At 58.3% G+C, this 23,665-nt stretch carries 10 protein-coding genes and 1 pseudogene; 10 read left to right on the top strand and 1 reads right to left on the bottom strand.

What is annotated here, in order from left to right; translation table 11 throughout:
• Positions 1-95: 95 nt before the first annotated feature.
• The 4 genes and pseudogenes from RYB66_RS02825 to RYB66_RS02810 all read left to right on the top strand — a co-directional run bounded on the left by RYB66_RS02825 (position 96) and on the right by RYB66_RS02810 (position 15,064).
• Positions 96-4,394: a hypothetical protein gene (locus tag RYB66_RS02825; protein WP_316893753.1), complete on the top strand. Its 4,299-nt coding sequence runs from the start codon at positions 96-98 to the stop codon at positions 4,392-4,394.
• 49 nt (positions 4,395-4,443) lie between these two features.
• Positions 4,444-9,633, top strand: a complete 5,190-nt coding sequence (locus tag RYB66_RS02820) for an imidazole glycerol phosphate synthase (protein WP_316893751.1) — start codon at positions 4,444-4,446, stop codon at positions 9,631-9,633.
• Between the two features lie 51 nt (positions 9,634-9,684).
• Entirely contained in the window at positions 9,685-10,170 is a 486-nt protein-coding gene (locus RYB66_RS02815; RefSeq protein WP_005753400.1) for a hypothetical protein, read from the top strand.
• Between the two features lie 91 nt (positions 10,171-10,261).
• A pseudogene (locus RYB66_RS02810) lies at positions 10,262-15,064 on the top strand (RHS repeat domain-containing protein).
• A 79-nt stretch (positions 15,065-15,143) separates the two neighbouring features.
• Here the strand turns inward: RYB66_RS02810 and RYB66_RS02805 are convergent.
• Positions 15,144-15,407 carry a helix-turn-helix domain-containing protein gene (locus RYB66_RS02805; protein ID WP_316893749.1) on the bottom strand — a complete coding sequence of 88 codons (264 nt, stop codon included), beginning with the start codon at positions 15,405-15,407 and terminating at the stop codon, positions 15,144-15,146.
• Between the two features lie 242 nt (positions 15,408-15,649).
• On the opposite strand from RYB66_RS02805, the gene kdpF reads away from it, so the two are divergent.
• From kdpF to RYB66_RS02775, 6 genes are all read left to right on the top strand, one after another.
• Entirely contained in the window at positions 15,650-15,745 is a 96-nt protein-coding gene (gene kdpF, locus RYB66_RS02800; RefSeq protein ID WP_003406089.1) for a K(+)-transporting ATPase subunit F, read from the top strand.
• Positions 15,746-15,747: 2 nt separating this feature from the next.
• Positions 15,748-17,442 (top strand): potassium-transporting ATPase subunit KdpA, encoded by a 1,695-nt coding sequence (gene kdpA, locus RYB66_RS02795; protein WP_316893747.1) that lies wholly within the window; start codon positions 15,748-15,750, stop codon positions 17,440-17,442.
• A 10-nt stretch (positions 17,443-17,452) separates the two neighbouring features.
• Positions 17,453-19,531 (top strand): potassium-transporting ATPase subunit KdpB, encoded by a 2,079-nt coding sequence (kdpB, locus tag RYB66_RS02790; RefSeq protein ID WP_005746105.1) that lies wholly within the window; start codon positions 17,453-17,455, stop codon positions 19,529-19,531.
• A gap of 54 nt (positions 19,532-19,585) precedes the next feature.
• Complete coding sequence (kdpC, locus tag RYB66_RS02785) at positions 19,586-20,158, top strand: potassium-transporting ATPase subunit KdpC (protein ID WP_004664723.1); 573 nt, start codon at positions 19,586-19,588, stop codon at positions 20,156-20,158.
• Positions 20,159-20,224: 66 nt separating this feature from the next.
• Complete coding sequence (locus RYB66_RS02780; protein WP_029240882.1) at positions 20,225-22,888, top strand: sensor histidine kinase; 2,664 nt, start codon at positions 20,225-20,227, stop codon at positions 22,886-22,888.
• A complete protein-coding gene (locus tag RYB66_RS02775) occupies positions 22,885-23,577 on the top strand; it encodes a response regulator (protein ID WP_230018263.1) in 693 nt (230 codons plus the stop codon). Before RYB66_RS02780 ends, RYB66_RS02775 begins: the two co-directional genes overlap by 4 nt.
• The last annotated feature ends 88 nt before the right edge of the window (positions 23,578-23,665 follow it).

The raw sequence follows: 23,665 nt of genomic DNA, 5'->3' as shown, positions 1-23,665 counted from the left end.
TGGTGGGCACCGGCGTAAAAAAGTCCTATCCGCATTTGCAAGGTCAACCCTTGCGATACACCCATTCAGGCGGAAACGAGAAAGGAGTCTCACTCATGGCGCTGGATTTTCCCGCCCCCAAGGTGCCCGACCTGCAGCAGCCCGGGAATTACCTCGACCTGGATCAGTTGGGCGGCGCCGACCTGCTCACCTGGATCAACTATCCAGGTATCGAAAAAGGTGATTGGTTCATGCCCAACTGGCGAGGTTGCAGCGCCTTGGGCGCAGTGGAGGACTATGTCGGCGAACTTGTCGAGGTCGGGGACCTGGAGCCTGAAGGCATGCTGCTGAAGATCAATAACCCGTTGCTGACGAGGCTTGACAATGGCTGGGTGTTTTACTCGTACATAGTCGAAGGCAGCATCGAGGAATCCCAGCGCCTGTTTTTCTATGTTGGCAAACGTCCACCAACGGCTGCCGGGCTGGGGGTGCCGCAATGCAAGGAGTCTCACGATCTGAAGCTTGATCCCGACCTGCTGTGGGGAGTCAATCAGGTGTCGATCGTGACGCCGCCGTATCTGGCCATGCGCGAGGGCGACAAAGTGATCCTCACACTGGATCTTTATTTCGACGACGGCTGCCCCTCGGACCCTTGGGTCGAGTCCCGGTTATTGACTGGGGACGAGGTGGGCCAGCCTTTGCGGTGGTCGATAACCACTAGCGTATTTTTTCCAATTGCAAATGGCGTCGCGCTGATGAGCTACCGCATCGAGTATGCCGATTCCACATTGATAACGGATTCAGTCACCCAGTCACTGGCCATCGTCGCACCGTCAGCGGCGTTATTGCCGGCATTGAGGATCAAGGATTTCAACGGTGGCTCACTGGATCCGGAAGCCTTTCCTGGCGGCATCACCCTGCTGATCGATCCTTCGGGCATGCAGATCGATGACGATGTCGTGGTTTACGTTTCCAGCGGCAATATGCTGGTGCAGACCCTCAGGGCTGACATATCCAATCTCGACAGTGGCGTACTGCAGTTCTCGCTGGCGAATGCCTGGCTTTGCGCCAATAACGGCAAGGAAATCGAGCTGGTGTATCAGTACGCGCGACCAGGCCATGCCGCCAGCTCGTTGCCGCGCAAGGTCATGCTGAGTCTTGCGCTCGATCTTCCTGTGCCCGTTATCGACCACGCCACGATCGAGAGCTCTGGAGAATGGGGAGTAAAGGGCTATATCAATGCCTCGTGGCTGCAGAGCGGGGTGAAAATTCGCATACCGGACAATGCTTTCATCGGTGACGATTCCACGGTACAGATGCACTGGGATGGCAATACAAGCACGGGCAGCTTTATCGCTGATCCTTCACCAGACGATCCGCGCCTGTTCATCATCCCGTCCACGGCGGTTCCGGCCAATATGGGCAAGTGGGTAGATGTGTATTACAAGGTCGTTTCGCTGTCGCAGTCAGGCACTTCGCCAGTATTCGAACTGGAAGTCAGAGGCCTTGTCGGTGTTTGGCCGGTTATCCAGATCATGCGACCACGCATTACCGATACCAAGCTTTACCTCGACCTTGTGCCGTCAGAAGGTGCGGGTCTGGACCTCGCATCCTGGCCCTATATGGCACCCGGGCAACGGGTACGAATCAAGGCCATTGGCTTGTCACAATCGGGTTCGCCACAAGCGCTCGGGCTACGTACCGGCGCAGCCGAACCGCTCAGTGAGGCGGAATACCAATCCAAGCAGGTGTCGGTGATCATCCCGAGGGACTTTCTGGAGAGTCTGCAGAGAAACAATCTGACCAACACCGTGGCGGTTGAAGTCAGCTTTGATGACGGGGCGACTTACACACAGTTTCCGTCTATCAATTTCGAGGTACTGGACGGTCATTCTTTACAGGCCGGCGGGCTGGCGCAGGACGCAACAGCCACTGGTATGACCCCACACATGCAAGGACGCAACCCTATGGCCAATAACACGCTGAACCACCTGACCGAGTGGATGAAAGACCCCGCTAACAATGTTATGTGGGGTTGGGACTCCATCGCTGCAATGGCCCGAGGCGAGGTGAATAACCTGTTGCTTCAGGAGTATGTTGCGCGTTTTTCGTCGGACACCTGTATAAAGCCTGTGAGCGGAGAGGTGATACTGAGCGACGGGTTTAAAGAATGTATTCACAATTTTATTCTGGATGCGCCCAGACTGGCCTTCTCGAACGATAACCTCGGTTATTCTCGTGCGACATTGACCTGTTCGATTCTGGGCGGAACCCAATTGACGATGAAGAATAACGTCGATAATTGGGAAGCCTACAGGGTTATCCATATCGATGCGCTGCAAGGTCCGAAGCTGACACTGGATCTCGCGCTGGAAATGGTCCCGGGCAATATCGAGAGCGATGGCCGGGTGCGGCTCGACCTCAAGGACAGTGACAATTTCATTCTTACCTTCGCGGCTGACAGGGCTGACCGGGCACTCGGCGGAGATTTTTTCAAAGCCCTGTTCAATGATTTGCCGGACGATGAGCGCATATGGACGCTTGGCGTGATCAAGCGTGGCAGCAATGATCTGATGCACCCTCAGTCTTTCAAACTGCGCACCCAGACCAATCCTGCAGCACCTCTCGACCCGGATGCCGCCAACTATGGCGACGGGGCCGTGCTGGTGTTCATTCGTCTGGAAGGCAGTCAGGAAGACGGCGACATCCCGGTAGAGTATCAATACCTGATACCGGATGATGTCGGGAAAGATTACTCAGCAACAGTTTTGTTCAGTGCTGAGCGTACGTTCAAGGCGGCACTGTTCATCGGCGAGGTGACCAAGACCATTGCTTCGGTTATTGCAGACGTGGATTTCGAATTTGTTCATGATGGCTCCGGCCGACTGGTCAAGGCGACGGCCAAGTCGGGCAGATTGAAGACGTCCGAGTCGAGCAGCCGGGATGTTGAGGTTGAAATCGATCGCGTGCCAGTCATGGCAAATGTTTACAAACCCGAGACCTGGCTTGAGGCGTTGGAGAGCACGCCTTTGTCAGTGGAACTCATTTGCGATGGCACGGTGGCATTGACCTGGAAGCCCAAAGCTACACCCAGCGTTGTGCTTACGTTGCTAGGCAAGACGGTACTGGTCATGACCAAGGTCATCACGGTCGATGTACGGTGCATTTATACCTTCGCCGAAGAAAACAACGACCTCGTTCTGACCCCCAGCCTCACGATAAATACCACCAGCGGTGAACCGGCTTTCGGAGATTTGGATCCACCACCATTGAGCGTCGAATTACAGGTGTTGATAGAGATAGTAAAGGCGAATTTCAAGAGTCTGGACACTCATCCGTTCGAGTCCGGGATCAGGGCCGTACTAAAGGGCAAACTCGCTACCCGTGTGCCGATCAGTTCGTTCATCCGGGACAGTATCAATCTCAATTTCAACGAAGCCATTGTGCCTGATGTACTGCGTGCGCCCAGAGACATAGCCGCCTTCGGGCGCATCAATAGTTCCGGGGCAGACTTTGTCGTCAGCCCGGCGGAGCATCTGATGGTAGTCGACAGTTCCACCACCTTCACCACCTTCACCACTCAACCGCTGGCGTTGAGTGTGACGTGGGGTGTCGAACGTCTGGATGGTCATACGCAGAACTACGGTGCCATCAATGGTGCCGGCCGGTATTACGCGCCAGAAAGCTCGGCAACCGAGTTTCCGTTCACACGTGTTCGGGTGACGGCCACTGACATGAACTCCAACTATCAGAGTTCGGCGCTGGTTACGATCGTGACCAACCCGATCGCCCTCAATCCGTTGATTCAGGTGTGTGACGCCGGGCAGATTGTGGAGCTCGAGGCAGGCTCGCTCGGCACAGAAGAAATGCACTGGTCGCTCAAGGATCCGGTTCCCGGCGAAAGCGGTGTCCTGGAGCCCAGCCAACTGGCTGATGGTGATCACCGTTACGTCGCGGCGCAGCAGGTGTCCGGCAAAACCTACCTATTGGATCAGATAGTCGTGACCAGTGGGCAGGCGAGTGTTTCGTCGTGGGTGCTGGTAAAGCATCAAATCCCACTGTTAACCGTGAAAGTCGTAAGAACCGTGGAGGTTTCGCAAGTTCTGGAGGTTGCGAAGGTCGGCAAGCCCGTGGACGTTGTGACCATTCGTGCCGATCAGGTTCAACTGCAAGCGTTTGCCGATGGCGCTACGCCGGCCGGCGTCGAGTGGAGAATAGGCGCCGGGAGCGGGAGCATCAGTGACGGCTTGTACACCCCCGACATATCGTCGACTGACCGGTTTGTGCTTATTTTTGCCGAGGCCGATCATTCAGTCTTTGACGTCATTGAGGGGCATATCATATTGCCGCTACCGGTGGACGGGTTTGCCACGGAGCTGGAATTGATGAAGGGCAAAGAAGTACCGGCGTCCTGACCCAAGGCACATCGGTCTTATCTATATCAACATCACAGGAGGTGATGTCATGGCTGGTTATTCAGCGGAAAGTCTGTTGGCATGGATGAAAGATAACACGCGTCTCAGAGGCTGGGACGCGATCATTGCTCTGGATGGCGACAAGGTCAACGAGCTCCTCGACCATGTTTACCAACAGAGTCTGGCTCAGGAAATGTCGCGTCCGGTGCCGGACGGAAGTATCACGATTCCCGATACGATTGATTCCCATTTTTTCTCGGGCTGTGTTCTCGGGGCACCAACCTTGTCGTTCAAGCACAGCGTTCTGGAGAATTCGCTGCTGGCCTGGCGCATTCCGGTTATCGCCGGTTTGCATACCGTGGTAGAGAACGCTCTAGGGCAGCACAATGTTCACAGAATCGCAGCCTACGACCCACTGAATGCGCCGGGCCTGGATTTCGATCTGGAAATGAGCAGTCAAAGCGCGGATCTGGTGGTGGACCTTGGTCTGGCTAAAAACCTTTCACTGGATTTTCCGGGCGGTTCTACCGAACGAGAGACGATCGGCGACTTTTTTCAGGATTGGTTCAGCAACCCGGAAAATCAGGAGCAGCAGTTCAGGCTGGGTATTTTCAACGAGCACAGCAACGAATTGCTCAATGTACGTAGAATTGATGTGCGATCACAGCTTGAAAGCCCCAATGCTGTATCAGTCCATAAAAAAGGCGCGTTGCTGCTGTTCACGACCATGCAATACGGCGTGTCGGGCGGGATTCCGGGTGGCGACTCCGACTTCCGTTACCTGATTCCCAACGATACTCAGCATTCGTATTCGGCGACCGCCGTGTTTTCCTCTCACGCACTGCACCGTGCTGCCTTTGGTCATGCGGCGATACAGATGCTGCAAGCGTCTGAATTCAGCTACAACGTTCCAAACGATAAACCACTGAAGCAGATGGTCGCTCAGGCCGGCACGTTTGAAGTTCCGGCTGGAGAATATCGCAGCGCGGAATTCGTCTTTGAATCGGAATCCTTCAACGTTCAGGCCTTCAACGCCGAGCATCCCCTGACCATTGACTTCGAGTACGCCCAGACCACGCAGACCTGGGAATTTCCCTGCACGCTGGGTTTTCGCTACAGAGCGCTGGACAGCGATGAATGGCAATCGCACAACGCTACCTTCAACATCAGCCTCAAGCATGAGTTTCATCTGCTGGAAGGTGAGTCAGATGATCAAGCAGTGGAAGGGCATCTTTATACACCTTACCTGTTCGATCATGAGGTCAGCGCCGTTCCAGGAACGCTGGACAACCTGAGTGTCAGGGAGCTGGAGCAGGTCAACGGCTTCGTGGCCTACACCGTCAAACACGCTGTGCTTCAAGGGTTGAGCAAAACTCTGGATGCTACCGGCGCCGAGCGTTTTCTGGGCGGCTGGTTATTGCCTGACGAGCAAGTTTTGCAACCCGTACTCAAGCGTCTGCCTTATGACCTGGCCGTGTTCGGTCGTATCGATCCCGGTGCGTCCACGTTCAGTATCGCCGGGCACCAGGCACTGATCGGTATAGGCGAAGAGCTGCAATTGACCACCCGGCCTGCGCGGGCGGGCATCGCCTGGTCTCTGGAAGATCCTTTGGGTGGCGATGCTGAAGGACTGGGAAAAATCGATATGCAGGGCCGGTATACGGCTCCCGCAACGCTGCCCGCAAGGCAGGGTTTTCAGCGTGTACTGATCAAGGCTATTGACCCGGTGTCGGAGCATGAGAGTACCGCAGTGTTGACGGTGCTCACCAGCAGCGTCAGCGTCAGCCCGTTGATTCAGGTGTGTAATTACGGTGAACGGATAGCGCTTTCAGCACGCAGTTCGCGTGCAACTCCCCTGAAATGGACGGTGGTCGATCCGGTAGCCGGAGAAAGCGGGACGCTTGAGGACGGCGTCGATGCACCGCATGAGAAGTTTTACGTCGCCGGTGCAGGGGGGGCAGGGAATACCTATGTCCTCGACACAATAACGGTCAGCGACGATCAGCACACCCAGTCAATTCAGGTTCTGGTTCTTCGCCACTCACCGATGCTGTTCATCACGCTTGTCAGCGTCAATGATCAGCGTGCCGAGCTGAAAGTCGTCGTCAATGGTCATGACCTTCAAGTCACCTGGAGTCTTGATGGGCCGGGCTCTATAGACGCCACTGGCGTGTACAGCTGTGATGCCGAAGCACCCGAACGCTACGTTGTCGTGTTTGCAGAATTTGAAGACGACGCTTTGGGCACAATGGCCGGGCACTTGATTCTGCCGCTGCCATTGAGTGGTTCCTCCGGTGTGGTGCAGGCACTGACCGGGACAGCGGGGGGCTCGGCGGCTAATGCAATGCCCCGTTCATTGAGCGGTATTGTGCAGCGAGCGGGTGCAGGTACCTTGACCCAAGGCTGGGGAGCCGTCGCGGCGGTCAGTCGCAGCGAGCTCAACCGGCATATAGAGCAACAATACATCGAGCGCTATCAGGATCTGGCCTTCTTGCCGTTGTTCACCGGCGACATCGTGGTGGATGAGCGACAAGGCGACACTGTTCGTCTGAAACAGGTCGAGCTGGGCGTGCCGGTCCTGTCGTTTCTGCCTGACTCGCCGGGCTCCGGCAGTGTCCTCGTCACGATGAACATGGTGTCTGGCCGTTACAGCGGCTTGCATCAGCCGGAGGGGAGTGCAACCACCGTGTCCGGCAGCTCCATCATCAGCGAGCCCATGGGCTTCAGGCTGGCAATGACTGTTGACCTCTTCGTGGGTGATGAGGGGCATGTGCTGCTCGATCTGGCCGGCGGGGTTGACATTGCCTGTAATCTGGGGGGGCTCGATGATGTGATCAATCTGCGGCTGGCAGATTTCTTTGCTGAGGAGTTCAAGCAGATTGCACTTCATCGCCGGGTTTTCTCTGTGCTGCAGGCACAGCTCAATCGCTATCATGTTCAGACGCCAGCCAGCTTGCGGCTTGTTACCCGCGCTGCGCCGCGTTCAAGCGATGCGCGTATGGACACTACTACCGGTGATGGCGCGCTTGTGCTGTTCATGGGCGCGCAGGATGGCGACGCTGAAGGCGTGTTTGCACCGACAGATGATTTCGTTTATCCGATACCTGATGATCGTGGGGAAGACGGTCAGCCAACCTATGGCACGGTGCTGATGCTCTCGCAAGAGACTCAGTCGATGATCGAGCGTGAACGTCTGCACGTGGCGGACTGCCTGAAGTTCACCGGTGGACGCGTATTCGAACCACTTGAGCAATACCGTCCACATGACCTGCTGTTGTTTGGCAGCCTTCGTTCGACACAGGCCAGCATTACACCCCTGTTTTCGACCCTGAAGGCCGGGCAGACTCAGCGATTTGCCCTGCACAACCCGCAAGGCGAAGAAATACCGGCCACCAGCTGGAGTGCGTTAAGCATTAAAAGCCACCTGGCTGCGGGAAGCGGCAGCATCTCTTCCAGCGGTGTTTACACGGCGCCGGGGCTTGAGGCGATTGGCCATGACGCGTTGCGCGTGGTCATCACAGCCACGTATGAAGAGTCAGGCGCTGTCGTCAAGGTCTCGGCGCTGGTGGGTGTGGTATCACGCAGCATGGAGTTGGCGCCAAGTGTAACGGTAGTGCCAGGGGGGGATGCGCTGCAACCGGTCTCGCTGGCGGCTTCGACGCTTGACGGCAGCCCGGTGAGCTGGGCGCTGTTGGGCACTGAGCTTGGCAGTTTGAGTACGGTCGACAAGGGCGCGCTCTTCAGTCCGGATGCCAGGTCCGGAAAAAGAGCACTGGCGGTGCAACAGATACAGGCGTTGGGTAATGACCGTGGCATCGCTACGGTGCTTATTGCCAAAGGGCAGCAAACGCTGCGTATCGAGCCAGCTTTCGTACCCAGAGCACGGCCAAAGGTAGCGGTGCAGTTACACGATGACAGCGCACTGCTGCTTGGGTTTGAGCGACGCTGGAAAGTGGCGGGTGGGCTAGGCACTGTTGATCAGCAGGGGCTTTTCATGCCGCCCGATCAGGCGTTTGTCGCCAGTAGCGTGGTGAGCTGTGAAGTGCTGAGCAAGGGGGTGGTTATGGCGTACGGCTATAGCGTCATCGAATTATCCGAAGTCATCGATGAAGAAAGTTGGCAAGAAATGTCGATGTTTATCGTCACGGTTCCTGGCTCGTCACCGCCTTACGGTAATACAGGCAATCTGTACCCCAACGGTTATCAGCAACTCAGGCTGCAGATCAAGACCCAGATAAGGCCGCACAACAACATCGAGTACGAGCTGAGTCCCACCGAAAGGGCCTCCATGCGTCTGGTAGACGATGAATCCAATCAATGTATCGAGTCAGTACTCTCCCATCTCGAAGGCATACCCGAGGGGGATGGCCAAACGTGGCGCGTGCGCAGTCAATATAACCGCTTCGAGCTATCCGGGGCCGGCGTCTTGGCTGCTGAATCGGGCCTGGATGCGTCACGGACAATCACGCAGTACTTCTTCCTGCACAGCCGGGCGGTATCGGGTTTCGTCAAAGTCTTCCACGCGAAATTTCAGGATGACAACGCCAAGTGGTGGACCTCTTTGATGGTTGAAGAGATCAACAGCAAGGTTGAAATCACCCCGCGAAACTTGCCCAGGTTCGATGCCCGCAGTTACACCTTCATTCCGCGGCGTGCACATGGGGATGGCGGAGATCCTCCGGTTGATCCGCCGTCGAGTGGGGCTCCGGACTTTGGGGAAGATGTGCATTTCGATTACCAGTTCGAGACCACTGATTACTGGACGCTGACTGTCATTAACCCCGAAACCCAGCAATGGGTGAATTTCGAGACGCTGAAGTTTCTGCCCTCCAAGCCTGACGGTGACGGGATCAATACGTCGATCATTCTCTGGGAGAGCGAGCTGGAAGAAGAAAAAATGTTCAGCTGGACGGGTTTTATTTTCGACGACCCTGCGGTTATCGGTGATGTAAGCAAGGTGAACTTTGACGAAGCGCTCCAGGACGTGATGGGGGATGTCCACACGTTGGACATTGACGTCAAGATGTCCTTATTCGAGACCGGCAAACTGGTCATCAGCCTGCACCGCCTCCGGGGCCTTAAATATATCCCGGTAGGTGACTCACGCGACAAATTGATGGGGGAAATAGTAGTCCTGTTGCTCGATAAGCAGGGCAATGCCCATAAACGACGAATCGGTTTTCTGGCCACCGGCGTCGGCAGGCGCAACCGTCTCATGCATACCCTCTATTCGGTATAGAAGCCCGAATAAGGCATTGATGCCACACACCGACAGGGAGTCATTATTATTATGAATGCGCTAAGTAAAACCTTTGCCTGTGTAGTGCTTGCGGGTTTGACAGGCTGTACGCTCGTCCCGTCCCACAGCCCGGTGCCAAAGCCCCCGGCACAGGCGGTTCGACTGATCATGCTCGCAGCAAACGCTGATGGCGGAGGCAAGAACTGCAACTTTACCGCCAAGGACGACACGGTTTATCTCAACAAAGAAGATCATGGGTGCACGAACGATGAGATGAGTTTTATCAAGCTGGATAATGTGCGCTCGGCCATGAAGATATACCTGGAATCCAGAGATTGTAATGATTCGGGAGGCTGGGTATTTGGGCTCGAGACTTATATCGACCCCCTTACAACACCCTGGATATCCATCGACCAGCTCAGAAGCAAACCGGTCGACACCATCGTCAGTCGCGGCGTTGTTGTGATCAAGGCGTATGACGGTGATGAAAATATAAAAGGCAAGTTGTCCTGCGTGCGTGTCGATGTATCGGATTAGCTGTTAGTACAACTGGACTTGTCAGACCTGCTTAACCGTTGCCCCGTGGGCGGCGGTTATCTTAATACATAAAGTTCGAGGTTCATGGAACATGACAGCATCGACTTCAGTGCACTCCAACGCGTTCAACTTCCTCAGTTATGTACAGAGCGGCGTTGACCCCCGCACCGGGCAATACACAGTGGCGATCACCCTGCCCGATGTCAAAACCAACGGGTTGCGTGGCCCGGGCATGCCACTGGCACTCAACTATAATCCTCTCAACCGTCAGGACAGCGGCTTTGGTCTTGGCTGGAACCTGCAATTGTCGCAGTACGATCCGGGTAAGCAGATCGTATCGCTGAGCAGCGGCGAGACATTCAAGGTCGATCAAACCGGCAACGGCCAGATGCTGATGTCGGAAAAGAAAATCGACAGCTTTCACTTGTACAAGGAGGACGATAATCACTACCGGGTGATGCACAAGTCCGGTCTGGTGGAGCAGCTCGAAATGCGCGGCAGCGGCACCCACAGAGTCGCGCTGCCGGTGCGCGTATTTGCCCCTGAAGGTCACAGTATCACGCTGGATTACGCTTCTTTCGGCGGGCATCAAATGCTCAGCGAAATCAAGGATGACTCGGATCAGCTCCTGCTCGGCATCAGCCGCGACGAAACGTCGGTAACGTTGCGGATGATCGCTGGCGAGGAACCGGATGCGACATTCGTGATGGTGCTGGGTGGATCGGATCACCGTGTCAACCGTATCGAATTGCCGACCGACAATGCTGCCTCCTGGCGTTTTGTATACGACACGATCCGTGAGCATTTATGCATGACGGCGGTGGAAACACCCGCTGGCGGCCGGGAAGAGATTTTTTATACCGACAGCGGCCATCAGTTTCCTGAGAGGGCGGAACGCGTGCCTCTCCCCAGAGTCACGCGCCATCGCACGACGCCCGGCGTGGGGCAGGCGCAAATGGACGTTTATTACACTTACTAGGACAGCTCCGGGCGCGAGCACAATTTTCTGGGCGCAGGGCTGGATATCGCCTGGGAAGACAATGGTCTGGACAATCTGTATCTGTACCTCGGGGCGGAGCTATACGAGTATTCGTCCACCGAAACATTGCGTGTCGAGGTCGCGGGCAAGGCTGATGCCGAGCGCAGCATCGAACGAACCTTCAACCAGTTTCACCTGCTCACTCGAGAAACCACGCGCAAGAACCTTAGCGTCATGCAGGTGGACACTCGTTACTACATCGAGCCGGGAAAACCCTTTTCGACTCAGCTTGCCTACTGTCAGCTGCCCAAAGAGATCCAGACCACCTGGCGGCTGTCGTCAGACGGCAGTGTGCCGCGCAGTGAGACTGTCAGCAGCACGTATGACGAGCACGGTAATCTGCTCACTCAGACTCAGGCCAACGGTGTGGTCGAGGCCAGTGAGTGGTATCTGGCCGACGGCGAGGACGGATGCCCGAAGGACCCTGAAGGCTTCGTCCGCTGGATGAAAAGCAGCAAGGTCACCCCGGCGATATCCGGCTACGGCAAGGCACCGGTCCTGATCACCCGCTATCGCTACCTTGCGTTGCCAGCAGTGGGTGGCGGCCAGCTACAGAAATGGCTTGCACCGCAAAGCGAGACGTTACTGATGCAGGCTACTGACGGTGAGCAGGAACAGCAACGCACGACCTACGAATACTTCGATGAGCCGAACAATGCAGTCCTGCACGGTCGGCTCAAATTGCAGCAAGTGATCATGGGTGGGAAGGTGACCAGCACAGCGTACGCCTACAGCATTCCTGTGCGCCTCCTCAAGAACACCACTGAAAGTGCTCCCGAGAACACTTCCGAAAGCGTCCCTGAGAGCAGCCGTTATGCCGCGACAGTGCTGCAAACCGTACAGACCGTAACCGGCTTCGATGGCGCGAAGAAGGTCATTACGCTGGAGGATTCTCTGCTCGATGGCGAACCCTTGCTCAATCGCGACGACAACAACGTGGAAATTAGTTATGTCTACGACAGCCTGCGACGTGTGCTGAGTGAAACCGTGGCGCCAAATGATGAAACCTACAACGCGACCAGAAGTTACGAGTATCAGCTATGTGCCAACGCGACTGATCAGGCCATGCAGACGCTCATCGACGTCAAAGGGGTAAAAACCTGCAGCCACTTCGATGGCCTCAACCGAGTCGTCCGTGAGGAACGGGATGACGCAGATAATCCTGCACGCGCCGATAAGCCCCGACAGACCTACGAGGCTGTTTACGATGCGTGGGGGCTTATGGTCAGTGAGACCGAGTTTGACTGGCTGGGCCAGCAGGATCTGGCGCTCAAGAGCGTCTTCGAATACGACGATTGGGGCAAGCAGCGCTGCGTCACCGGGCCGGATGGCGTCAAGACGCTCGAAGAGACCGACCCTATTGGTACGGCGCAATCGCAGGGCCCGATTCAACGTAGCTGGATCGAAGGCAACGGTGGCGGTAAAAGCGAGTTCACCGAGACCTGGATGAACCTGTTCGAACAGCCGACCCGCAGCGAGCGAAAGGATCAGGTTGAAAACTCGGTCAGTCTGAGCCAGTACCATTACGACGGCCTTGGCCGCCGTGTCGAGGAAATTGTCGGGGAAGCGGGCGGCGAGCGGCGCACCACCTCTGTTTACGACGTCTTTGATCGGGTGATCGAGTCCACATTGCCAAGCAGGGCCATCGTGCGTCGCAGCTATGCTGGCTACAGCAGCGAAGACTTGCCCGTCAGTATCGGCATCGAGCACAACGACAAAAGCATTGTGTTGGGAGAGCAGGAGTTCGATGGGCTGGATCGTCTGGTCAGCTCTGTCACCGGGGGGCGTAAACGTACGTTTGTTTACGACCCCGGTCTGCTGCAGCCCAAAACGATAACCCTGCCCAGCAAGCGGAAAATCGACTACGAATACAAGCCCCAGGTGGGCGATGAGCCGTGGCGCAGGGTGCAGTCCGAAGCTGTGCCTGAACCTGAAACCACCTGCGAAGTTGATCCGCTGAAAGAGTCCGGGCCTGTCCGGACTGCGGAGCCGGGTTTGGCTGCCGATTACAGTTACGATAAGCAGAATGCTCGTCTGCTTCATTCCTCGGAGCAGGGCGAGATACTGGATCGCGAGTATTACAGTACCGGCTCGCTGAAAAGCGAGAAGCGCACCTCGGCAGGCAAGACCTACGACATGTTCTACAGCTACAGCCGATTGGGCCTGCTGCTGTCTTACACCGACGTACTGGGACAGGAGCAGGTCAATCGCTATGACAGCTGCGGTCGTCTTTACGAAACCTCGCTGGGTGAGGTCTATTCAACGTTCGACTACGACACTGTCTTTGGTCGCCTCGCAAAAATCACCACCACCGACAAGACCGACGGCAGCCGCGAGAGAACCGTCGCGATCAGCCTTGAATATGATGATCTGGGTCGGGAAGTAAAGCGTACGTTTGACCTCGACGGAGTCGAGCAACAGATGGTTCAGGTCTATGATGATGTGGATAACATGGTCCAGCGTACCCTGCGCCAAGGCACGGAAACACTCCGTGACGAAACCTACCTTTACGATACGTCCGGTCGCCTGGGTCAATACCAATGCACGGGAACTCAGCGGCCAGTGGACCCCTATGGCAGGACCCTCCGCGCGCAGGCTTTCACTTTCGATGGCGCGAACAACCTGACGGTCGTCACGACCCGCTTCAATGACGGCAGCGACGACGACAGCAATGTCGAGAGCAACAATGCCAGGTATTTTTACGAAGGTGACGACCCGGTGCAGTTGAGCCGGGTGACGAACAGTAATGATAAATACTACCCGTCTGAAATCAAACTTGAGTACGACCTGGACGGCAACCTCAAAACCGACGAAGCCGGGCGCACGCTTAAATACGATCCCCTCGGCCGCCTGATCGAAGTAGGCACGCCCTCGGCCGGCATTCATTACCAGTATGACCCCCAGGACCAACTGACCGGGGAGACCCGTGGCGACGACAGGGACCTGCGTTTCTATAGCGACGCAGGGCTGGCCAATCAACTTGGCAGCCATGTCCAGAGCACCTTCATGCGTGGCGACGACTACCTGCTGGCCGAACAGCAGAGTGGTCACACGCTGCTGCTTGCCACCGACGGCAGCGATAGCGTGCTGGGCGAGGTGGGTGGCGACGGGATCAACCGGAGGAGGTATACGGCCTACGGCCATGCCAGCGGTGAAGCTCCACCACTCGGTAAACTGGGGTTCAATGGCGAACTGGCCGAGGCGGATAGCGGCTGGCAAATGCTGGGGAATGGTTATCGGGCCTACAGCCCGGTGTTGATGCGCTTCAACAGTCCCGATAGTTGGAGTCCGTTTGGCAAGGGAGGGGTGAATGGGTATGCGTATGTCGAGGGCGATCCGGTGAACAGGGTGGATCCGTCGGGGCACTTTGGGATATTTACTCCATTCAAGCTGTTGTACCGAGCCTTAAAGCAGACTCCTACTCTGACCACAAAATCTCCAGGCGTCGAACAAATTCCTGAGCTACTTACCACTCGTGGGAGTAAAAGCGTAACAGCATTAAAAACCATCAGGCAAAAAGACGTAGCTAGATTGCTTGAGACTACCAAAAGTTATCGCCGTAGAATTGATTCTGCCATAAGTAATTACGAGCTTAAAACAGCAGAATTTCTTACTGGCAAAGAAGTCAACGCTGTCGAAGCATTAGGATACATGCGGAAGAATATCGATAAAACCGGAATGACTGCTCATGCGCGTTCTGTGATTAAAAAAGATTTATCACTTGCCAGAAAAGAGCTTAAAAAAATTCCCACCGTAGAAAACATAAGGCATCCAAAACTGGCTCCTGGAAAAGTAGGATTGGACCGGTACCTGCGTGGAAAACCTAAGGATAAATATACCTTCGACTCAGACTAATAAATATAAGTGCTGATCCGCCATCCAAGTGCACAACGCAGGGGATTACCTCCTGTGGGGTGCACCGGTTTTAAATACTTCACTCCGCCAAAATAACCCCCTGCCTGATCGCCATCACCAGCGCCGCCTTCAATGACGTCACCCCGAACTTGCGGCGGATATTGCTGGTATGAAAGTGCACGGTCGCTTCCGTGCACCCTTGAATACGGGATATCTCCCACGCGGATTTGCCGATCGCCACCCATTCCAGGACTTGTCGTTCCTTGACAGTCAACTGGACAGTGGCGGGTGTGGTGTGGGAGGGCGGCGTGGTGCCGGGTGGTTTTCCGTTGTCGCGAAGCATGGTGAAGTCCTTTTCCTGAAGATCGCCGCACCACGATACCCCCGCAATCCCCAACGCGAACCTGACATAAATGACAGCGCTGGAGGTTCGCGAAGGCCTTGCGCCGTCAAGGCTGTAGCGCTTTTTTACAGCTTCTTTACGCCCCGACCAGCCTGTCGATCTCGCGCCTTTACGCCCTGCCTGCGGACAATCTCCCCACGCGGCCTGTGCCGTATCGGTGTTGCCTGATGGGGGAAATTTCAATGAGCGTTATGGATGGTATCTCGCTGCTGATGGGAGTCGGGCTGTTCATCTATCTGCTGGTGGCGCTGTTGCGCGCCGACCAGAGTCAGGAGTGATCATGCACAGTTACGATTATCTGTTGATCCTGGCCTTTCTGGTCCTGCTGCTGGCACCCGCGCCTTGGTTGGGGCGTTTCTATTATCGGGTCATGGAAGGCGAGCGCACCTGGCTGAGCCCGGTGCTGGGGCCGGTCGAGCGGGCCTGCTACCGAATTTCCGGCGTCGACCCGAAAACCGAGCAATCCTGGCAGCAATACATGTGGGCCTTGCTGGCGTTCAACCTGGCGGGCTTTGTCGTGCTGTTCGCCATCCTCATGCTGCAAGGCATGCTGCCGCTCAACCCGCAGCAATTGCCGGGCATGGAGTGGTCGCTGGCCTTCAACACGGCGATGAGCTTTATCACCAACACCAACTGGCAGGCCTACAGCGGCGAAGCGTCGCTCAGCTACCTGAGCCAGATGGTCGGCCTGACCGTGCAGAACTTCGTCAGCGCTGCCACCGGTCTCGCCGTGCTGGTCGCGCTATGTCGCGGTATCAGCCGTCGCTCGTCGCAGAGCCTCGGTAACTTTTGGGCCGACATGACCCGCGCCACGCTCTATGGGCTGTTGCCGATCAGTATCGTGCTGGCCATGTTTCTGGTCTGGCAGGGCGTGCCGCAGAATTTCGGTCATTACATTGATGCGCTGACCCTGCAAGGCGCGGATCAAAGCCTGCCGATGGGCCCTGCGGCCAGCCAGATATCGATCAAGCAGCTGGGCACCAACGGTGGTGGCTTCTTCGGCGTCAACTCGGCGCACCCGTTCGAGAACCCGACGGCGTGGAGCAACCTGTTCGAACTGGTGTCGATCCTGCTGATCCCGGCAGCGCTGGTGTTCACCTTTGGCCACTACGTAAAGGACATGCGCCAGAGCCGCGCGATTCTTGGCTGCATGCTGGCACTGCTGTTGATCGGCGGCGCGGTGTCGCTGTGGGCCGAGTACCAGCCCAACCCGGCACTGAACATCGCCGGTGTCGAGCAGACCGCACCGCTGGAAGGCAAGGAAACCCGCTTCGGCACCACCGGCACGGTGCTGTGGTCAGTCGCTACCACTGCGGCCTCCAACGGCTCGGTCAACGGTATGCACGACAGCCTCAACCCTCTGACCGGCATGGTTGCGCTGGTCAACATGATGGTCGGTGAAGTGATTTTCGGCGGCGTGGGTGTGGGCCTCAACGGCATGCTGCTGAACGTACTGATTGCGGTATTTCTCTCCGGCCTGATGATTGGCCGCACGCCGGAATACCTCGGCAAGAAGCTGCAAGCGCAGGAAGTCCGGCTGCTGGTCGCCACCTTGCTGGTGATGCCGGTCGGCGTGCTGGTGCTGGGCGCGATTGCTGCCAGCCTGCCTGGCCCGGCCGGTGCGGTCAGCAACCCCGGCCCGCACGGTTTCAGCCAGTTGCTGTACGCCTACACCTCGGCCACGGCCAACAACGGCTCGGCGTTCGGCGGTTTCAGTGCCAACACCGTGTTCCACAACCTGATGCTTAGCCTGGCGATCTTCATTGGCCGCTTTGGTTACATCCTGCCGGTGCTGGCACTGGCTGGCAGCCTGGCCATGAAGAAAACCGCACCACAGGGTCAGAACAGCTTCCCGACCCACGGCCTGCTGTTTGTCACTCTGCTGACCGTCACCATTTTGCTGGTGGGTGGTTTGACCTTCCTGCCGACCCTGGCACTGGGGCCGATTGCCGAACACCTGAGCCTGGGTTTCTGAGGAACCGATCATGAGCACTACTGATTTTTCAAGACGTGATGCTGTAAAAACTGCCGAGCCTCAGGCCGCCAGCGAGTCAGCCAAGACCGGCATCGCTGCCCTGTGGCGTCCGGCGCTAGTGCAGGCGTTCGTCAAGCTCGACCCGCGCCAGCTCAAGCGTTCGCCAGTGATGCTGGTGGTGGAACTGACTGCCATTCTGACCACCGTGCTGTGCGTCATCCCCAACCCGCAGGTGCCAACTTCGGTCTGCGTGCAGATCGCCCTGTGGTTGTGGTTCACCGTGCTGTTCGCCAACTTCGCCGAAGCGCTGGCCGAAGGTCGTGGCAAGGCCCGCGCCGACAGTCTCAAGGCCGGCAGCGAAGGGCTCAAGGCGCGCATTCGCGATGAGAACGGCAGCCTGCGCACCATTAATGCCAGCGAGTTGCGCAAGGGCGATGTGGTGCGTGTCGACGCCGGGGAAATGATCCCTGGCGACGGCGAAGTCATCGAAGGCATCGCGGCGGTCAACGAGGCGGCGATTACCGGCGAGTCAGCCCCGGTGATTCGTGAATCCGGCGGCGACCGCTCGGCCGTCACCGGCAACACCCGACTGGTGTCCGACTGGCTGCTGATACGCATCAGCACCAACCCCGGCGAATCGACGCTGGACCGCATGATTGCGCTGGTGGAAGGTGCCAAGCGGCAGAAGACCCCTAACGAAGTCGCGCTGGATATTCTGCTGATCGGCCTGACCCTGATCTTTCTGCTGGTGGTCATCACCTTGCAGCCGTTCGCCCACTTTGCCGGGGGCAGCCTGCCGCTGGTGTTTTTGGTAGCACTCCTGGTCACCCTGATCCCGACCACCATTGGCGGCCTGCTGTCGGCCATCGGCATTGCCGGCATGGACCGGCTGGTGCGCCTCAACGTGATCGCCAAGTCCGGTCGCGCCGTGGAAGCTGCGGGCGATGTGCATGTGCTGTTGCTGGACAAGACCGGCACCATCACCTTCGGCAATCGCCGCTGCGCTGCCGTTTACGCAGCACCCGGCGTGACCCCGAAGGAACTGGGCGAGGGCGCCTTGCTGGCCTCGCTGGCCGACGATACGGCGGAAGGCAAATCCATCGTCGAGTTCCTGCGCGACCTGCACCCGATGAACGAGCCCACCCTGAGTTCGGTAACCGCTGTACCGTTTAGCGCCGATACACGTCTGTCCGGTGTGGATTATCAGGGCCATGTGTACCGCAAGGGCGCGGTGGATTCGCTGCTGGCCTTCATCAACATGCAGCGTAGCGACCTGCCGCCTGCCCTGGCGCGGGAAGTCGACAAGATTGCCAAGACCGGCGGCACGCCGCTGCTGGTCTGCGCCAACGGTCGTTTGCTGGGTGCGATTCATCTCAAGGACGTGGTCAAGCCGGGTATTCGCGAGCGCTTCGAGGAGTTGCGCAAGCTGGGGATTCGCACGGTAATGGTGACTGGCGACAACCCATTGACTGCCGCAGCCATCGCCGCTGAAGCGGGTGTCGATGATGTGCTGGCCGAAGCCACACCAGAGAAAAAGCTGGAGCGGATTCGTCAGGAGCAGGGCGAAGGCCGACTGGTGGCGATGTGCGGCGACGGTGCCAACGATGCGCCCGCACTGGCGCAGGCGGACGTCGGTATGGCGATGAACGATGGCACCCAGGCCGCACGTGAAGCGGCCAACATGGTTGACCTCGACAGCGACCCTACCAAGCTGCTGGACGTGGTGCAGATCGGCAAGGAATTGCTGGTCACACGCGGTGCGCTGACGACGTTTTCGATTGCCAATGACGTGGCCAAGTACTTCGCCGTATTGCCTGCGCTGTTTGCCTCGATTTATCCGCAACTGGGCGTGCTCAACGTCATGCAGCTGGCCAGCCCGCAAAGTGCGATTGTCTCGGCCATCGTCTTCAACGCGCTGATCATCGTTGTGCTCATCCCGCTGGCCCTGCGTGGCGTGCGGGTTCAGGCCGCCAGCGCGGCGCATCTGTTGCGTCGCAACCTGCTGATCTATGGCCTGGGCGGCATCGTTGTGCCGTTTCTCGGCATCAAGTTGATCGACATGCTGCTAGTCGCACTCGGCCTTGTTTGAAGCCTGTGCTGCACGCCGGTCGGCGTGCAGCCTCACCTGATTGAGGATGTGCAGATGTCCAATGTATTGCGTCCGGCCTTGAGCCTGATCGTGTTGATGAGCCTGATCACCGGCGTGGCCTATCCACTGGTAGTCACCGGGGTTGCGCAAGTGGCGTTTCCGGCGCAGGCCAATGGCAGCCTGGTGTACGACGCGGCGGGCAAAGTGCGCGGCTCGGCACTCATCGCCCAGTCGTTTACGGGTGATGAGTGGTTTCAGTCGCGTCCTTCGGCAGGCGCGTTTGCGACGGTAGCCAGTGGCGCGAGCAACTTCGCGCCGAGCAACCCGGCACTGGTGACACGCGTGAAAGAGGACGTTGCGAAACTGGCCAATGCCTCGCAGGAACCGGTGCCACTGGCCTTGCTGACCACGTCCGGCAGCGGTCTGGACCCGCATCTCTCGCCTGAAGCCATTGCCTGGCAGGCCGGTCGCGTTGCCGCGGCGCGCCAGTTGCCGCTGGAGAAAGTACAGGCGCTGATCGACGCCAACACGCAACGTCCGCTGATAGGCCCGCCCGTGGTCAACGTATTGGCCTTGAATATGAGCCTGAATCAGTTACCGTCTGCACCGCGCAACGCGCAGTTGTAACAAAGTGCGCCGTGTTCGCAGCAGATTCACTAAGCTGTAGATGATTAGAGAGGGGTGGTAACCAAGGTGAGTGATTCCGGTCGAGCTGATGCACTGCTGGCCCAGCTGCCCCGCGAAGGGCGCGGGCGGCTGAAGGTTTTTCTCGGCGCCGCGCCGGGCGTGGGCAAAACCTACGCCATGCTTCAGGCGGCCCATGCGCAGTTGCGTCAGGGCGTCAGGGTCGTGGCGGGCGTGGTGGAAACCCACGGCCGTGCGGAAACCGAAGCGCTGCTCAATGGCGTGCCGCAACAGCCCTTGCTGCGCACCGAATACCGCGGCATGACCCTCGAAGAAATGGACCTTGATGCCTTGCTCAAGGCGGCACCGGCTTTGGTGCTGGTCGACGAGCTGGCGCACACCAATGCGCCCGGCAGTCGGCATACCAAGCGTTGGCAGGACATTCAGGAACTGCTCGCTGCCGGCATCGACGTCTACACCACGGTCAACGTCCAGCACCTGGAAAGCCTTAATGATCAGGTGCGCGGTATCACCGGGGTGCAGGTGCGTGAAACGCTGCCGGACTGGGTGTTGCAGGAAGCTTTCGACCTGGTGCTGATCGACCTGCCGCCGCGCGAACTGCTGGAGCGCCTGCGCGACGGCAAGGTGTACGTGCCTGAGCAGGCGCGCGCGGCCATCGACGCTTTCTTCACGCAAACCAATCTCACTGCACTGCGCGAAATGGCCATGCAGACCGCTGCGGCGCAGGTCGATAACGATCTGGCGCAGGGCTACCGGCAATTGGGCCAGTCGGCTCCGGCAGTTCGTGGGCGGATGCTGGTGGGCATCGACGGTGATACCCATGCCGAGCGCCTGGTGCGTCACGCCAGTCGGGTTGCTCAGCGTCGCCACCTGCCGTGGAGCGCCGTGCATGTGGACGACGGGCAAACCCTCGACGAGCAGTCCCGCGCGCGCCTGCAAAGCGCTCAGCAACTGGCCGAGCGGCTGGGTGGCGAGGCGGTTTCATTACGTGCCGGAGAGGTTGCCAGAACACTGGTGCAGCATGCCATCGAACGGCGTGCCAGCGTGGTACTGGTCGGCCAGTCGCGTCGGCACTGGCGTCGCCGGGTGTTTGGCGGCGGCGTTGCCGCACGTTTGCTGCGTGAAGGGCACGGGTTGGAAATCTCGGTGCTCGACGACAGTGAAGAGCTACCCGATCAACCGCCTCGCGCACGCCCGGCTCGCGAAGTGGTGTGGTTCGATTACGGCCTGGCCTTTGTGGCCACGCTGCTTGCCAGTCTGGTCGCCTGGGGTGTGTCGGGCGTGCTGGCGCTGCCCAACATTTCCCTGATCTTTCTCGCGGCGGTGTTACTGGTTGCGGTGCGCAGCAGCATGGGACCGGCGCTGGCGTGTGCCGGGCTGTCATTTCTGGCCTATGACTTTCTGTTCATTCCACCGAGTTTTTCCCTGAACATACAGCGCGAAGAAGACGTGCTGACGCTGCTGTTCTTCCTGCTGATGTCGGCGCTGACCGGCAAGCTTGCGGCGCGCCAGCGCAGGCAGTTGCAGGCGTTGCGTGATACTCAGGAACAGACCAGCGAACTGCTCGACCTGTCGCGCAAGATGACCGCTGCCACGGATCGCAAAGCGGTGCTCAATGCCGCCGAACAGCATTTTTCCGGCTGGAAGGAATTGTATCTGTGCCTGGTTGATCGTGACGGTCAGGGCGGTTTGGTTGTTGAGACTGGTGGGCCGCTGACCTTCTCGGAAGCCGAACGTGCCGCCGCCGACTGGGCCTGGCAGCACGATCAACCGGCTGGCAGCGGCACCGGCACGCTACCGTCCGGGCGCTGGTGGTGGTGGCCGATTACCGCGGAAGAAGGGCCACTGGCCCTGCTGGGTGTCAGTGCGCGTGAAGGCCAGTCGTTCACCGCGCAACACCGGCGTCTGCTGGCGGCGCTGACCCAGCCGCTGGCGCAGGCGCTGGCTCGCGCACAACTGGCGCAAGAGCTTGAAGCCGCGCGTCTGCATGGTGAAACCGAGCAATTGCGTAGCGCCTTGCTGGCCTCTGTGTCCCACGACCTGCGCACGCCACTGACCTCCATGCGCGGCAGCATCGACAGCCTGCTGGCGCTGGGCGAAGCCATCCCGCTGGAGGATCGCCGCGAGCTGCTGGAAGGTACACGCGACGAAGCCGAACGTCTGGATCGCTATATCCAGAACCTGCTGGACATGACGCGCCTGGGGCATGGCGCGCTGAAACTTGCACGAGACTGGGTGTCGCCTGCCGATATCGTCGGCAGTGCGCTCAACCGGCTGCGCGCCGTGCTGGCACCCTTGCAGGTCAGCACCCAGGTGACCGGCGAGCTGCCATTGCTGTACGTGCATGCGGCGCTGATCGAGCAGGCGCTGGTCAATGTGCTGGAAAACGCTGCACGCTTTTCACCTGTCGACGGGCGCTTGCAGGTGGCGGCGGGTGTGCTCGACAGCGAGCTGTTCTTCTCGGTCAGTGACGAAGGGCCGGGCATTCCGGAGGATGAACGGGCGAAGATTTTCGACATGTTCTATACCGCGGCACGCGGTGATCGGGGCGGGCAGGGCACGGGCCTGGGGCTGGCGATCTGTCAGGGAATGATTGGCGCGCATGGTGGACGGCTCACGGTAGAGGAAGGCATTGACGGGCAGGGTACGCGCATCACCTTGTTCCTGCCATTGCAGGCGCAGCCCGATGTGGAAATGGAGGAGTCAGCTTGAGCCAGGCGGCAACCATTCTGGTCATCGATGACGAGCCGCAGATTCGCAAATTTTTGCGTATCAGTCTGGTGTCTCAGGGCTACAGGGTGCTGGAAGCGGCCACTGGCGGGGATGGCCTGACCCAGGCGGCATTGAACAAGCCGGATTTGCTGGTGCTTGATCTTGGCCTGCCGGACATGGACGGCCAGCAAGTGCTCAGCGAGTTTCGCGAGTGGTCAGCGGTGCCGGTACTGGTGCTTTCGGTACGCGCCAGCGAAGCACAGAAAGTCCAGGCACTGGACGCCGGGGCCAACGACTACGTGACCAAACCGTTCGGCATTCAGGAGTTTCTGGCCAGAATCAGGGCGCTGCTCAGGCAGGTTTCCGGTAGCGACAAGCCGGAGTCGGCCCTTCAATTCGGTCCGCTGACCGTCGACCTGGCCTATCGCCGGGTGCTGCTCGATGGTCACGAAGTGGCGCTGACGCGCAAGGAATACGCGGTGCTGGCGCAGTTGGCACGCCACCCTGGGCGGGTCATTACCCAGCAGCAGTTGCTCAAGGATATCTGGGGGCCTACCCACACCGATGACAGCCACTACCTGCGCATTGTGGTCGGGCATTTGCGTCAGAAACTGGCAGACGATCCGACCGCCCCGAGGTTCATCCTCACCGAGCCTGGAATAGGGTATCGTTTGCTGGCCGACCACTAGATGAAAAAAGCGACCATACCCCCGTGGCACGGCACTTTTACTGCATCGAACCGTCAAAGCCGCACACTCCATATTCACTCCTGAGGTA

This window comes from Pseudomonas syringae group sp. 243L2, from assembly GCF_032587875.1.
In the GTDB taxonomy this organism is placed as follows: Bacteria; Pseudomonadota; Gammaproteobacteria; order Pseudomonadales; family Pseudomonadaceae; genus Aquipseudomonas; species Aquipseudomonas amygdali.
Note: the sequence above shows the minus strand (reverse complement) of the source record. Positions and strands in the feature narration are given on the sequence as shown.

What these genes read in the sequence shown, in the direction of transcription:
- RYB66_RS02825 (WP_316893753.1), top strand. Translation starts at nt 96, where the DNA reads ATGGCGCTGGATTTTCCCGCCCCCAAGGTGCCCGACCTGCAGCAGCCC.
- RYB66_RS02820 (WP_316893751.1), top strand. Translation starts at nt 4,444, where the DNA reads ATGGCTGGTTATTCAGCGGAAAGTCTGTTGGCATGGATGAAAGATAAC.
- RYB66_RS02815 (WP_005753400.1), top strand. Translation starts at nt 9,685, where the DNA reads ATGAATGCGCTAAGTAAAACCTTTGCCTGTGTAGTGCTTGCGGGTTTG.
- RYB66_RS02805 (WP_316893749.1), bottom strand. Translation starts at nt 15,407, where the DNA reads ATGCTTCGCGACAACGGAAAACCACCCGGCACCACGCCGCCCTCCCAC.
- kdpF (WP_003406089.1), top strand. Translation starts at nt 15,650, where the DNA reads ATGAGCGTTATGGATGGTATCTCGCTGCTGATGGGAGTCGGGCTGTTC.
- kdpA (WP_316893747.1), top strand. Translation starts at nt 15,748, where the DNA reads ATGCACAGTTACGATTATCTGTTGATCCTGGCCTTTCTGGTCCTGCTG.
- kdpB (WP_005746105.1), top strand. Translation starts at nt 17,453, where the DNA reads ATGAGCACTACTGATTTTTCAAGACGTGATGCTGTAAAAACTGCCGAG.
- kdpC (WP_004664723.1), top strand. Translation starts at nt 19,586, where the DNA reads ATGTCCAATGTATTGCGTCCGGCCTTGAGCCTGATCGTGTTGATGAGC.